Here is a 13,403-nt window from a genome sequence, read left to right as displayed (position 1 = left end):
GCATAAGTGCTGGCAATGGCATGTATGTGTGCCCTAATACCGCGGGCAGACAATCCACCCGTTTCCGGAGAGAATTCGATGAGATCCTTATCCATGATCGCTGCTGTGGCTCTGTTGAGCTTGCCCGGCGTAGCATTTGCGCAATCAGCGGAAGAGACTGCGGCCGCGGCGCTAGAAGCTGCGCCGATCATGGATGGCCATAACGATGTCCCGATCCAGCTTCGCAGCCGTTTCGCGAACCAGATCAATGATTTCGACTTTCACGACACGACCGACACCGCGCAGGAGCAGCCGCCGCGCAGCGCTATGCACACTGATATCGCTCGCCTGCGCGCTGGCAAGGTCGGCACGCAATATTGGTCCGTCTATGTTCCCGCCTCTCTCGAGGAGCCTGAGGCGGTACAGATGACGATTGAGCAGATCGATGTGGCCAAGCGCTTGATTGCCGCCAATTCTGACGATCTCCAACTCGCGCTTACCGCGGATGAAATCGAGGCAGCGCTCGCCGATGGCAAGATCGCCTCTTTGATGGGCATGGAAGGCGGCCATTCGATCGGATCTAGTCTGGCAGTGCTGCGGCAAATGTATGATTTGGGCGCGCGTTATATGACTCTCACCCATTCGCGTAACGTGCCATGGGCGGACAGCGCGACAGATGCACCAGAGCACAATGGTCTCACTGACTTCGGGCGCGATATCATTCGCGAAATGAACCGCATCGGCATGCAGGTGGACCTGAGCCATGTCAGCGAGAAGGTCATGCATGATGTTCTGGATGTCGCGCAGGCACCGGTAATTTTCAGCCATTCAAGCGCCAGAGCGCTGAACGGTCATGCGCGCAATGTGCCTGACAGCGTGCTTCAGAGGCTGCGATCGAATGGCGGCGTAGTGATGATCACATTCGTGCCTGGATTCCTGAGTGAGCCGGCGCGCCAATGGAACGCCAATCGCGATGCTGAAGAGGCGAGGCTGAAAGCGCTGTGGCAAGGACAACCTGAAAAGGTCGCTCAGGGCATGCGGCTCTGGGATGATGCCAATCCGCTCCCGCAATCGTCGATCCGTGAAGTGGCCGATCACATCGACCACGTGAGGGTGGTTGCAGGGATCGATCATATCGGAATTGGCGGTGACTACGACGGAATTCCGTTTGCCCCTCCCGGACTGGAAGATGTAACCGGGTATCCAGCGCTGTTCACCGAGTTGGCGCGGCGCGGCTATAGCCAGGCAGATCTTGAGAAGATCTCCATGCGCAACGCTATGCGCGCGCTAAGAGCGGCCGAGAGCTTTGCCGCCAGCCAAGTGGATGAACTACCGATAGAAACGCTAATTGATTGAAGCGCGCGTGCTTAGCCCCAGATCGCGGGAACAATCCAGACAGCACTCATCAGGATAACGGCGAGTAAAAGACCTATGGCCAACACCCAGCGAAGATTTGTGTTGGATACCGCTGCGCGCGCATCATCGTCTTCGATGTGGATCGCTTCGTCTTTCTCTTCCATGTGATTTCCTTCCCGCGTTTTGGCGCTGCATTCGATCAATGGTCAGATCGAAGCTTTGTTCCGTTCTGCGTCTTCGCGTTCAAAAGATCAATCGCGCAACAGATCGTTGATCCCGGTCTTTGCGCGGGTCTTTGCATCAACGGTCTTCACAATGACTGCGCAATACAGCGATGGGCCAGGAGTGCCGTCTGGTAGCGGTTTGCCAGGTAGCGAGCCTGGAACCACCACGGCATAGGGCGGCACTTCGCCCATATGGATCTCGCCTGTGGCTCGGTCGACAATTTTGGTCGAGGCGCCAAGATAGACCCCCATCGACAGCACCGCGCCTTCGCCTACACGAACCCCCTCGGCCACTTCGGCCCGCGCGCCAATGAAGGCGCCATCGCCGATAATGACGGGTTCAGCCTGAAGCGGCTCCAGCACGCCGCCAATTCCCGCGCCGCCCGAGATGTGCACATTCTTGCCGATCTGTGCGCAAGAGCCGACAGTTGCCCATGTGTCGATCATGGCACCTTCATCGACGAAGGCACCGATATTCACGAAACTGGGCATCAGCACCACGCCTTTGCCAATATGGCTGCCGCGGCGGACAATCGCGCCCGGAACAACACGGAACCCGGCTTCGCTGAAGCGATTGTCGCCCCATCCGGAGAACTTGCTGGGAACCTTGTCATAAGCTGCCGCGCCAGCCGAACCGTGTTCGATGATGCGGTTGTTGTGGACGCGAAAAGACAGCAGAACCGCCTTCTTTAGCCATTGATTGACCTTCCAGCCGCCATTTTCGTCGGGCTCCGCAACACGTGCTTCACCGCTATCAAGCAAGGCAATTGCTTCATCTACTACACCGCGAACGTCCTGATCGGCGGGGGTGATGTCCGCGCGGCGTTCCCAAGCTGCTTCGATTGCTGTGACGAGATCATTACTCATGGCGAGGCTCCGGCTAAATCGATTGAAGCGCTGCTAGCCTCGTGGGCTGCCAGCGGCAAGGGTAGGTGTGCCGAGAATTTCTTGCTTGCGCGCTAACCCTGCTCTTGCGCATAGTCTTTAGCCGGGGGCATTTAGGACTGGTCGCGCTATGGAAAGACTACCCCCGCTTCCCCGATTCACCGCCCGCTTGCTTGGCGCGGCATCAGCGCTGACTTTGCTTGCGGGGTGCGGTGGGGGCAGTGGTGCGGCCCCGGTTAGCACACCGCGCCCGACACCCACTCTAACACCCACGCCCACCCCGCCACCAACCAATTTCGATACTGAAGAGTTCCGTTTTTCGGACGGGCCGGAACAACACGGCGCGATTGCCGCATGGGAGGACGGTTTCACAGGCGATGGTTCGATCATCGCGATTGTCGACACCGGTATCGATAGCGACAGTCCCGAATTTGCCGGACGGATTCATCCCGATTCAGCCGATGTCGTCGGGAATCGCGGGATCGACGGCGAAGATGATCACGGCACGAATGTCGCCTTGGTTGCGGCGGCTGCGCGCAACGATACCGGTGTGCTGGGCATTGCGTTTGATGCGCAAGTGTTGGCCATACGTGCCGATCAGCCTGGCTCGTGCGGTAATGATACACCTCAGGACGCTTCGCTTAGCTGTCTCTTTGCAGATACCGATATCGCGGCGGGCGTTGATCTCGCGGTCAGCTCTGGCGCGAAGGTAGTAAACCTGAGTTTGGGAGGCGGTGGCGCATCTCAGGTACTTCTGGATGCCGTGGCCCGTGCGTCCGCAGCTGGTGTGGTCGTGGTAGTGGCGGCCGGCAATTCCGGCGATGGCAGCGATCCGAACATCCCGGCTGAACAGCCTGATCCGTTCGCCAGCAGCATCAGGCAGGCAGGCGGAGACAATGTCATCATTGTCGGATCTGTCGATGCAGATGGCAATTTCTCTGGGTTCAGCAATCAGGCAGGCAATGAAAGCCAGTTCTACCTGACCGCACGGGGAGAGCAGGTCTGCTGTGTCTATGATCAGGGTGAACTGTTCGTCGAGACAATCAACGGGCAGGAATTCGTCACGGTCTTTTCCGGCACCAGCTTCTCAGCCCCTCAAGTGGCCGGCGCTGCCGCGCTGCTCGCTCAAGCTTTTCCCAATCTGACCGGGCAGGAGATTGTCGAAATCTTGCTCGAGAGCGCCGCAGATGCAGGCGCCAGCGGGACTGACGCAATCTTTGGACGCGGCATCCTTGATATTGCAGCCGCATTTCAGCCGGCGGGCACGACGACTCTGGCGGGCGGCACAACGCGATTGCCGCTGTCGGACCGGATCGCAGTGGCGTCGCCTGCGATGGGTGACGCCTTGGGCTCGCAAGGTCTGCAAACAATTGTCACGGACAAATACAACAGAGCTTATGGATATGAGCTCAGCTCTGGCTTTGACGGGTCAAGTGTGATGCCGCGTTTGCGCGGTGCGGTTGAGCAGAACGGGCGGCGACTCTCCCTCAGCCTGACCGACACAAGTCTGGCATTCCATGTCGGCGACGGTGCGCGTGCAGGAACTCTTGGTTGGAGCGGCTCGCTGCGATTGAGCTCGGATGATGCCGAACGCGCGCGCGTTCTGGCTGCGCGCGTCGCGACAAGGATTTCGCCTGACCTGCAACTGGGCCTCGCGTTTGCGCAGAGCGCTGAGGGTTTGGTTGCACAACTGCAGGGGCATTCGAAGCCAGCGTTTCGGATTGCGCCGGGCACGAGCGGTGACTCCGGATTTTTTGCCGTTGTCGGTAGCTCGCTTGCATTGCGCCAGGATCTGGGCAGCTGGGGCCTGACATTCCATGCCGAAGAGAGCGATGCACGGCTTAGCTATACACAACGCTTCGATGAGCTTTTCTATGGCGAAAAGAATCGTTTTCGGGTGCGGACGATTGGCATCTCTGCAGATCGCCGCTTCGGCGCTCTTGTCGGCACACTCGGAATGCGCTGGATGCATGAGGAGCGCAGTATTCTGGGCGCGCAGCTTCACCCTGCGATTGGCCGCAATGGTGCGGATACGTTGTTTACTGATGGCAGTTTGCGGTGGCACCCTGGTAGCGGTTGGGAATTTGGTGGTGAAGCCCGCGTCGGTTTGACTCGTGCTGCACGCGGTGATGTGATTGCGGGTGGATCACAGTTTATCAGCAATGCCTGGGCCCTGGATGTGTCGCGTGCGTCGGCGCTGATGCATGGCGATACTTTGGGGCTGCGTATCAGCCAGCCATTGCGTGTGGAAGTTGGCGGATTGCGGCTCAATCTGCCGTCGAGTTTCGACTATACGACTGAGACGGCAGGATATTCGATTCAGCCTTTATCGCTGGCTCCCGATGGGCGCGAACTGGTTGGCGAGATGTCCTGGCAATTACCTCTGCTGTTGGGCGTGGGCGGAGCCAGCGTGTTCTATCGCCACGAGCCGGGTCACTACGCCAACAGCCAAAGCGATATCGGCGCGATGATCAGCTTCTCTGCCGACTTCTAAGCCGCGCTATTCAGGCATTCCGGCGGCGCGCGCAAAGTCATATGCGCGTTCAATCAGCGGAGTAACCCGTTCGCTCATGGACTTGGCATGCGCTGACGAAGCCGTTCCATCGATCACGCGCTTCTTGATGCCTTGCATAATGCCGGCCAGCCGGAACAGGTTGTATCCGAAATACCAGTCCATCGGCGGAACCGGATAGCCGGTGCGCGCGACATAGCGATCAACCGCTTCCTGCACCGAAGGTATGCCAAGCTCTTCCAGATCAAGCCCTTCCAATCCTGCGCGTCCATCGGCGGGATTATACCAGTTGAGCATCAGATAGCTGAAATCTGCGATCGGATCGCCCAGCGTCGACAGCTCCCAATCCAGAACTGCGATCACGCGGTTTTCTGTCTTGTGAAATATCACATTGTCCAATCGGTAATCGCCGTGGACCACGCTGGAGTTATGCTGCGGTGGGATGGTCTCTGGCAGCCATGCGATCAGCCGCTCCATTTTCGGCTGATGTTCGGTTTCGGACAGCTTGTATTGCTTGGTCCAGCGGCTGATCTGGCGCGCGCAATAATCGGTCGGCTTGCCGTAGTCACCCAAGCCGATTTCGTCCGGCACCTTGGTGTGCAGATCCGCCATGGTGTCGATCAGCGAATGATAAATCTCGCGCCGTTCTTCTTTTGAGCAGTTCGGCAACGCTCCGTTCCATAGGCTGCGCCCATCCGCCATGCTCATGACGAAGAATTTTGAGCCGATTACATCTGTGTCTTCGCACAAACCAAAGGTACGCGGCACAGGGAATCCAGTGGGATAAAGCCCCGTCATCGCCTTGTACTCGCGATCTACCGCATGCGCACTGGGAAGTAGCTTGCCGAAAGGTTGCCTGCGCAGCACATAGGACGCACCCGGCGTATCGATCCGGTAAGTCGGATTGGATTGCCCGCCTTTGAACTTGGTATAGCTGATCGGGCCGGCATAGCCTTCCACATTGGCTTCGAACCATTGAGACAGCTTCTCAAGATCGAGCTGATCAGCTTCAGGCACTTCAATCGTGCCGACCATTTCCTTGTCGAAATCGATATCCGGCATACCGCCCTTGTTGTCAGCCATCAGTCAAACACCACCACGCTGCGTGCCGAATGCCCCTCGCGCATCTTGTCGAAGCCCTTGTTGATGTCTTCAAGCGGAATGCGTTCGGCAATGATTGTGTCGAGATCGAGCAGCCCGCGCATGTAGAAATCCACCAGACGGGGCAGGTCCACGGGGAAGTGGTTCTCGCCCATGATCGCGCCTTGCAGCTTCTTGCCGCTGAGCAAATCCATTGCGCCCAGGCCCACTTTGCAATCCAACGGCATCATGCCGAGTATGATCGCCGTGCCGCCGCGCCGCAGCGAAGCGACCGCCAAGTCAGCTGAAGCCTGACGGCCAACCGCTTCGATGCCGTAGTGCACGCCGCCGCCAGAGATATCCATGATCTGCTTCACGACATCGTCAGCCAATGCATCGACCGTGTGCGTCGCGCCCAGGACTTTCGCCAGCTCGCGCTTTTCAGGCAACGGATCAGCTGCGATCACTTTGCCTGCGCCAGCAATCTTGGCAGCGTTGATGGCGGCAAGACCAACCCCGCCGCAACCAACCACCAGCACAGTCTCACCCGGGGTGACATTGGCCGCGTTGAAGATTGTGCCCGCGCCGGTTGTGACAGCGCAGCCGATCACAGCGGCCCGGTCCAATGGCATATCCTTGTCGATGGACACGCAGGCGTTCTCGTGGATCAGCATTTGTTCGCTGAAGGCTGAGAGATTGAGCATCTGGTTCACCGGCGAACCGTCTGCGCGGCTGATACGCGGAGCGCCATCGGGCCCACGCCGAGTGTTGGCACCAAGGCATAGCGCCATCCGTCCCGTCACGCAGAATTCGCACTGACCGCAGAATGCACTGAGGCAGGAGACGACGTGGTCTCCCGGCTTCACACTGCGCACTTCACTGCCCACAGCGCGGACGACGCCAGCAGCCTCGTGGCCCGGAATGGCCGGAAGCGGGTGCGGGTAAGCTCCGTCGATGAAGTGCAAGTCCGAGTGGCAAAGCCCGCAGGCCTTGGTGTCGATCAGCACTTCGTGCGGCGCCGGATCGGCGAGTTCAACGTCGCCGATCACCAGTCCTTCACCCGGTGTTTCCAGGATTGCAGCTTTCGCCATGTCTCTCTCCTATGCCCCTCGCTTAGCGTGCGACGCCCATGTCGCCTGAGCTGAAGCTGTCATCGCCCATCGTCGGCGCATTGCCTTCGCGCAGCGCGTTAGCGGTGGGGCCAGCCTCCGGCATATGCTTGGCGAATTCCATGCGTGCGATAGAGCGCGCGTGGACTTCATCCGGACCGTCAGCCAGTCGCAGAGTGCGCTGATGCGCATAGGCATTGGCGAGGCCATAGTCGTTCGATACGCCGCCGCCGCCATGCGCCTGGATTGCATCGTCGATGATCTTCAGTGCCATGTTCGGCGCCTGAACCTTGATCATGGCGATTTCCTGCTTGGCGGCCTTGTTCCCGACCTTGTCCATCATATCTGCCGCCTTCAGGCAGAGCAGGCGGGTCATGTCGATATCGATACGGGCACGCGCGACGCGCTCTTCCCAGACCGAATGCTTGTAGATCGGCTTGCCGAATGCCTCACGCTCTTGCAGACGCTTGCACATCTTGTGCAGCGCTTCTTCCGCGACTCCGATGGTGCGCATGCAGTGGTGAATACGGCCCGGGCCCAAGCGCCCTTGAGCGATCTCGAAACCGCGTCCTTCGCCTAGCAGCATGTTAGTTACAGGAACGCGCACGTCCTTCAGTTCGACTTCCATATGACCGTGCGGCGCATCGTCATAACCGAACACGGGCAAGTGGCGCAGCACCTTTACGCCGGGCGCATCCATCGGCATCAGTACCATTGATTGTTGCGCGTGGCGCTTTGCTTCGAAATCGGTCTTGCCCATGACAATCGCGACTTTGCAGCGCGGGTCGCCAACGCCCGATGACCACCACTTGCGGCCATTGATGACATATTCGTCGCCATCGCGTTCGATGCGGGTTTCGATATTGGTCGCGTCCGACGATGCGGTGAAAGGCTCCGTCATAAGGAAGGCAGAGCGGATCTCGCCGTTCATCAGTGGCTTCAGCCACTGTTCTTTCTGCTCAGCGGTCCCGTAACGGTGGAACACTTCCATATTGCCGGTGTCAGGCGCGGAGCAGTTGAACACTTCAGAGGCAAAGCCGATGCGGCCCATTTCCTCTGCACAGAGAGCGTATTCCAGGTTCGTGAGGCCCGGGCCTTCGAATTCGAAGGTCTCATCAACATGATGATGGCTGTCATTGCGCGGCGGCATGAACAGGTTCCAGATGCCTTCAGCTTTGGCTTTGGCCTTCAGGTCCTCGACCACCTGGATCACTTTCCAGCGCTGACCTTCTTCGTCCTGCGCTTTATAAGTCGCAACAGCCGGGCGAACGTGCGCTTCGATGAAGTCCTTAACGCGGCCAGCCCAATATTGTTGGCGTTCTGTTGGTTCAAAATCCATGGGGGTTCTCCTGTCCTCTTGTCTCAAATTTGACGCGACCGTGGCAGAGCCAGTGGCGCGCGCCAAGCGTTCATTTGCATAGTTTTTACTTCACAGCTTCGCTGCCCGCTTGCGCTTCCCGCATCGCATGCTCTTCTTCGCCCAATGGGAACAAGGTGTAAGCCCATGCGCCGATCAGACTGATAATGGTTGCTATGACGAGATAGGACAGCGCGAGGTTATCCACGATGCCCACATCCACTGTCCCGGCCGCTGCACCAGCTGGCAGGCCGACCGCTGCGATGATCAGGCCCGACAATAAAATGCCGATGCCATTCACGATTTTCTGCATGAAGAACATGCCAGCTGAGAAAAGGCCCTCTGTCTTTCGGCCCGTCTCAAATTCATAGTGGTCGGATACGTCGGCAATCATCGATAGCGTCAGGATCATCGCGGAAATGCCGGCCGCCGTTGATGTTACAAGAAACGCGAGCAGCAGAGGGAACATCAAAGCAGTGCCCGGTTCGGGGAAGACCCCAGCAAAGCGCAACCAATAGGGCAGTGTGCCAAGCGCGAGCGATATTATTGTTAGCAGCGCCGCGGCCTTCGCCTTGCCAAGCTTTATGGAAACCGGCGTCACCGCCAGAAACGCCACGAACGCAGCGATGAACAGCGTTGCCGAGTAAATCGTGAACTGGCCCTGCGTGAACTCCCACACATGGGTGAACAGATAGAGGACCAGCGCGAAGATCAGCCACTGGTTGGTGAACGCAAAGACCCCGGCAAACATCAGCAAAAGGAACGGACGATATCGGAAGGCGCCGACAAACTCGGACAAGCCGTGTGCCGTCTCGTGAAGCGACGAGCTACTGTTGTACCGCTCTACAATACGCCTTTGCGTCGCGATTGCTGCCGTCAGCGCCGCAATCACCATCACTCCAGCGCCCAGAATGGCATATTGCGAATAGCCGGCGGGGTTCAATTGACCATTCGGATATTCCGGTGTCGGGACGAGGAAGATCGCATAGGCGAGGAACATGATCGCAAGGCCGCCTCCCCATCCGAAAAGGAAGCGGAAACGCATGATAGCGGTGCGGTCATGATAATCGCGGCTAAGCTCCGGGAGCAGCGCCAATGATGGGACTTCATAGGCAGAGAAGGTCATTCGCACGAGCATCGCGACGACGAATAGATACACGAACATCTGCATCTCGCTCATGCCGGGCGGGTGCCACAGCGCGATCCATGCAACGGCAATCGGGATTACTGCCGCATAAAGCCAGGGGTGTCGGCGCCCGATCTTGGTGCGGGTGCGGTCGCTCATATGGCCCACAAGCGGATCGATGAAAGCGTCTGCTATCAGCGCAAGTGCGATGGCAAGGCTGACCAGGTCTGCGCGCATGCCGACGACCTGATTGTAATAGAACAGCAGGAAGGTCGCGAAGCCATTGTCCTTGATGCCGTAGGCGACCGATCCGAAGCCGTAGGTAAGCTTGGTGCGCAGCGGCAATGTGCTTGCAACGGTCGTCACGCGCACGCCCTCATGGTGCAGCGAATCAGCGCGAATCCGGACATGCAGCTCTCCCCATGCATTGCCGTTAGCGTAAGCGAACCCGCGCTTACGTCAACGCAATCTGTCCTGACGCTACGGCATGCGGGCCTGTCACAACTATGCTTGCGGGAAGGGGGCAAATCACCCTAACGTAAGCGTCAAGTGAGAGACCAATAAGAGGAGAGTCGGACATGTCCGATCTGGAGACCTTCCGCGAAGAAACCCGCGCTTGGCTTGAAGCAAACTGCCCCCCTGAAATGCGCCAGCCTGTGCGCGATGAAGACGATGTCTATTGGGGTGGCCGCAATGCCACCTTCAAGAATGACGCACAGAAAGCCTGGTTCGAGGCTTGTGTGGCGAAGGGATATACCGTGCCCGCGTGGCCCAAGGAGTATGGCGGTGCCGGCCTAAGCCCTGCACAAGCAAAGGTGCTGCGTCAGGAGATGGCGGCTATCGGCGCACGTCCGCCTTTGAGCTCGTTCGGCATCTGGATGCTTGGCCCGGCATTGCTGCACTTTGGCACCGAAGGCCAGAAGCAGCGGTTCTTGAATGAAATAGCGCGCGGCGAGATCCGCTGGTGTCAGGGTTATTCAGAGCCGGGCAGCGGCTCCGACCTCGTTTCGATGCAGACTTTCGGAGAAGACAAGGGCGATCACTGGGTCGTCAATGGCCAGAAAATCTGGACATCCTATGCCGATCACGCGGATTGGATTTTCTGCCTCGTCCGCACGGACAAGGAGAATAAATACCAAGGTATCACCTTCATGCTGTTCGACATGGCGGGCGAAGGCGTTTCGACCAAGCCGATCAAGCTGATCAGCGGCAGCAGCCCGTTCTGCGAAACCTTCTTCGACGACGTCAAAGTGCCTAAGAGCTATGGCGAAGATTGCCCCGGCTATGTGGGTGAAATCAATCGCGGCTGGGATGTGGCGAAGTATCTGCTGGGCCATGAGCGCGAGATGATTTCTGGCGCAGACGGCGGCAACACGGGCACTCTTGGTGTTGCGATGTCACGCCATGCGGGCGAACTTGATCCGATCCTGCGTGCCGACCTTGCAGACTTTGACGTCGATGCGCTTGCCTATGGCTGCATGGGTGAGAAGTTCCTGGACGAAATCAAGGTGGGCAAGGCGCATCCGGCGCAGCCCAACATGATGAAATACGCCGGGACCGAGCTGAACAAGCGTCGCCACGAATTGATGATGAGCGCTGGCGGCTCGCGCAGCCTTGAATGGGAAAGCGACGAGACGCGCGGCGGGAAGCCTGCGCGCAACTGGCTTCGCACCAAGGCGAACTCGATCGAAGGCGGCACATCCGAAGTGATGCTGAACGTCATTTCCAAACGTATTCTTGATCTGCCGGGAGCTTGATCGATGCCACTGTATCATAATGAAGATCAGGCCATGCTCGCGGAAACCGCGAGCCAGTTTATGGCTGAAGAAGGCTCAATCACGAAACAGCTGCGCCATTGGCGTGACCGCGATTGCAAGGACGGTTTTGGCCACGCTTTGTGGAAGGAAATGGCAGAGCTGGGCTTTACCGGTATCCTCGTTTCCGAGGAGGACGGCGGGCTTGGCATGGGCCATGTCGAGGCGGGCATTGTGCTCGAGGAAATTGGCCGCAATCTCACACCGTCCCCTTTCCTGACCAGCTCTGTACTGGCGGCAACCGCGCTTGGCGAAGCCAGTGACGATCTGCGCGGACGCTATCTGCCGGGTCTGGTCGCAGGTGACAGCGTTTTCGCGGTTGCGATCGATGAAGGCGCCAAGCACCGGCCAGAGCGGATTGCGTGCAAGGCGGAAAAGTCAGGCAATGGCTTCAAGCTGTCGGGTAAAAAGGACTTTGTTGTTCAGGGCGCCAGCTCTGACATGATCATTGTCGCGGCGCGCACGTCAGGCAGCGATGCCGATGATGACGGCATAACGCTGTTTGCCGTGCCTAAGGATGCGGCAGGCATGAGCCATGACGCGGTCCGGCTGGTCGACAGCTCGATGGCAACGCACACCACGTTCGACAATGTCGAGCTGGACGGCGATGCCGTGATTGGCGAAGTCGACGGCGGGCGTGAGGTGTTGAACAAGATCCTGAATGCGGGCCGCGTTGGCTCAGCAGCCGAAGGAGTTGGTGTTGCACGCGGGGCGATGGACATGACTGTCGATTACCTCAAGCAACGCAAGCAGTTCGGCAAGCTGATCGGTGAATTCCAGGCACTGCAGCACCGCGCGGCGCATCTGTACTCAGAAGTCGAGATTGCACGTGCGGCAGTGATCAAGGCCCAGCAACTGCTCGACGGCGGCAGTGAAAAGGCGGACCTGATGGTATCTGTCGCAAAGGCTAAGGTCGCAAAGACTGCCGGCCTTGCCGTGCGCGAAGGCGTGCAGATGCATGGCGGGATCGGGATGACCGACGAGTATGATATCGGGCTTTACATGAAGCGTGATCGCGCGCTGCAGGAATTCCTGGGCGATGCGTACTACCACACCAATCGTGTGGCTGAGCTAAGCGGTTACTAGGAAGGGCTAAACAATGGATATTCAATCACTTTTTGGCCTTGATGGGCGGATTGCTCTGGTCACAGGCGGCTCGCGCGGGATCGGCAAAATGTTCGTCGAAGGCTTGCTCGCTGCGGGCTGCTCGCGTGTCTACATCTCCGCCCGCAAGGTCGAGCAGATGCAGGAAACGATCGACGAGTTCGGTGCTGACAAGGTCATCGGCATTCCAGCTGACCTGTCCCAAATGGACGGCATGCAGCAGCTTGCCGATGCGATTTCGGCAAAGGAAGACAAGCTTGATATTCTGATCAATAACGCCGGTGCGGCATGGGGTCAGGACTATCTCGAATTCAGCGAGGCGGGCTGGCATCGGACGATGGATCTGAACGTGAAGACGCCGTTCTTCCTGACACAGAAACTGCACAATTTGCTGGTTACTGCGGCGAGTGAAGGCCGCCCTGCCAAGGTGATCAATGTCTCATCGATTGACGGTTTCCGCATCAATCCATGGGAGACCTATGCCTATCAGGCTTCAAAGGCTGGCGTGGTTCAGCTGACTCGCCGTGTTGCAGCGCGCCTGATCAAGGACAACATCGTGGTCAGCTCAATCGCACCGGGCGCTTTCCCAAGCGAGATGAACAAGGCTGCGAAGAACGCGCCCGATGCATCGGCTGCAGGCATTCCGGCCAAGCGGATCGGCACGGCAGAGGACATGGCTGCTGCGGCGATTTACCTATGCAGCCGCGCGGGCGACTATGTTGTAGGCGAAACCGTGATTGTGGACGGCGGCGTAGTGAACGCTTGGCTGCCTTCCTATTTCAACGATCCCGCTGGTTAATTTCGCTTTGGTCCCAATAGCAGGGAATTGCGCTTGAAAGCGAGGCTGACTGATCGCA

The 13,403-nt window shown here is 58.4% G+C and carries 11 protein-coding genes; 5 read left to right on the top strand and 6 right to left on the bottom strand.

The features are described 5' to 3' along the window. Positions 1-78: 78 nt before the first annotated feature. Positions 79-1,335, top strand: coding sequence for a dipeptidase (locus A6F69_RS00475; protein WP_067596456.1), 1,257 nt, complete (start codon positions 79-81; stop codon positions 1,333-1,335). Between the two features lie 11 nt (positions 1,336-1,346). Here A6F69_RS00475 and A6F69_RS13020 read toward each other — a convergent pair whose 3' ends face one another. Both A6F69_RS13020 and dapD read right to left on the bottom strand, forming a co-directional pair. Beyond that, positions 1,347-1,499, bottom strand: coding sequence for a hypothetical protein (locus A6F69_RS13020; protein WP_157092813.1), 153 nt, complete (start codon positions 1,497-1,499; stop codon positions 1,347-1,349). A gap of 87 nt (positions 1,500-1,586) precedes the next feature. Continuing rightward, positions 1,587-2,426, bottom strand: coding sequence for a 2,3,4,5-tetrahydropyridine-2,6-dicarboxylate N-succinyltransferase (gene dapD / locus A6F69_RS00470; RefSeq protein ID WP_067596455.1), 840 nt, complete (start codon positions 2,424-2,426; stop codon positions 1,587-1,589). Between the two features lie 148 nt (positions 2,427-2,574). On the opposite strand from dapD, the gene A6F69_RS00465 reads away from it, so the two are divergent. Then, entirely contained in the window at positions 2,575-4,938 is a 2,364-nt protein-coding gene (locus A6F69_RS00465; RefSeq protein WP_083984617.1) for a S8 family peptidase, read from the top strand. 6 nt (positions 4,939-4,944) lie between these two features. Here A6F69_RS00465 and A6F69_RS00460 read toward each other — a convergent pair whose 3' ends face one another. From A6F69_RS00460 to A6F69_RS00445, 4 genes are all read right to left on the bottom strand, one after another. Beyond that, positions 4,945-6,039, bottom strand: a complete 1,095-nt coding sequence (locus A6F69_RS00460) for a phosphotransferase family protein (protein WP_245638255.1) — start codon at positions 6,037-6,039, stop codon at positions 4,945-4,947. After that, complete coding sequence (locus A6F69_RS00455; protein WP_067596454.1) at positions 6,039-7,127, bottom strand: Zn-dependent alcohol dehydrogenase; 1,089 nt, start codon at positions 7,125-7,127, stop codon at positions 6,039-6,041. Before A6F69_RS00455 ends, A6F69_RS00460 begins: the two co-directional genes overlap by 1 nt. A gap of 22 nt (positions 7,128-7,149) precedes the next feature. Continuing rightward, the gene (locus tag A6F69_RS00450; protein ID WP_067596453.1) at positions 7,150-8,484 is read right to left on the bottom strand and encodes an acyl-CoA dehydrogenase family protein; all 1,335 of its coding nucleotides are present in this window, start codon (positions 8,482-8,484) and stop codon (positions 7,150-7,152) included. 85 nt (positions 8,485-8,569) lie between these two features. After that, complete coding sequence (locus A6F69_RS00445) at positions 8,570-9,994, bottom strand: MFS transporter (RefSeq protein ID WP_169816527.1); 1,425 nt, start codon at positions 9,992-9,994, stop codon at positions 8,570-8,572. 212 nt (positions 9,995-10,206) lie between these two features. On the opposite strand from A6F69_RS00445, the gene A6F69_RS00440 reads away from it, so the two are divergent. The 3 genes from A6F69_RS00440 to A6F69_RS00430 are packed head-to-tail and all read left to right on the top strand — an operon-like array spanning position 10,207 to position 13,345. Then, positions 10,207-11,385: an acyl-CoA dehydrogenase family protein gene (locus A6F69_RS00440; protein ID WP_067596452.1), complete on the top strand. Its 1,179-nt coding sequence runs from the start codon at positions 10,207-10,209 to the stop codon at positions 11,383-11,385. A gap of 3 nt (positions 11,386-11,388) precedes the next feature. After that, entirely contained in the window at positions 11,389-12,528 is a 1,140-nt protein-coding gene (locus A6F69_RS00435; protein WP_067596451.1) for an acyl-CoA dehydrogenase family protein, read from the top strand. A 13-nt stretch (positions 12,529-12,541) separates the two neighbouring features. Further along, positions 12,542-13,345 (top strand): SDR family oxidoreductase, encoded by an 804-nt coding sequence (locus tag A6F69_RS00430; RefSeq protein WP_067596450.1) that lies wholly within the window; start codon positions 12,542-12,544, stop codon positions 13,343-13,345. Positions 13,346-13,403: the final 58 nt, after the last annotated feature.

The sequence above is a fragment of the Altererythrobacter ishigakiensis genome (genome assembly GCF_001663155.1).
GTDB lineage: Bacteria > Pseudomonadota > Alphaproteobacteria > Sphingomonadales > Sphingomonadaceae > Erythrobacter > Erythrobacter ishigakiensis.
This window is presented reverse-complemented; position numbering and strand designations above follow the sequence as displayed.

What these genes read in the sequence shown, in the direction of transcription:
- A6F69_RS00455 (WP_067596454.1), bottom strand. Translation starts at nt 7,127, where the DNA reads ATGGCGAAAGCTGCAATCCTGGAAACACCGGGTGAAGGACTGGTGATC.
- A6F69_RS00440 (WP_067596452.1), top strand. Translation starts at nt 10,207, where the DNA reads ATGTCCGATCTGGAGACCTTCCGCGAAGAAACCCGCGCTTGGCTTGAA.
- A6F69_RS00460 (WP_245638255.1), bottom strand. Translation starts at nt 6,039, where the DNA reads ATGGCTGACAACAAGGGCGGTATGCCGGATATCGATTTCGACAAGGAA.
- A6F69_RS00475 (WP_067596456.1), top strand. Translation starts at nt 79, where the DNA reads ATGAGATCCTTATCCATGATCGCTGCTGTGGCTCTGTTGAGCTTGCCC.
- A6F69_RS00430 (WP_067596450.1), top strand. Translation starts at nt 12,542, where the DNA reads ATGGATATTCAATCACTTTTTGGCCTTGATGGGCGGATTGCTCTGGTC.
- A6F69_RS13020 (WP_157092813.1), bottom strand. Translation starts at nt 1,499, where the DNA reads ATGGAAGAGAAAGACGAAGCGATCCACATCGAAGACGATGATGCGCGC.
- A6F69_RS00465 (WP_083984617.1), top strand. Translation starts at nt 2,575, where the DNA reads ATGGAAAGACTACCCCCGCTTCCCCGATTCACCGCCCGCTTGCTTGGC.
- A6F69_RS00435 (WP_067596451.1), top strand. Translation starts at nt 11,389, where the DNA reads ATGCCACTGTATCATAATGAAGATCAGGCCATGCTCGCGGAAACCGCG.
- dapD (WP_067596455.1), bottom strand. Translation starts at nt 2,426, where the DNA reads ATGAGTAATGATCTCGTCACAGCAATCGAAGCAGCTTGGGAACGCCGC.
- A6F69_RS00450 (WP_067596453.1), bottom strand. Translation starts at nt 8,484, where the DNA reads ATGGATTTTGAACCAACAGAACGCCAACAATATTGGGCTGGCCGCGTT.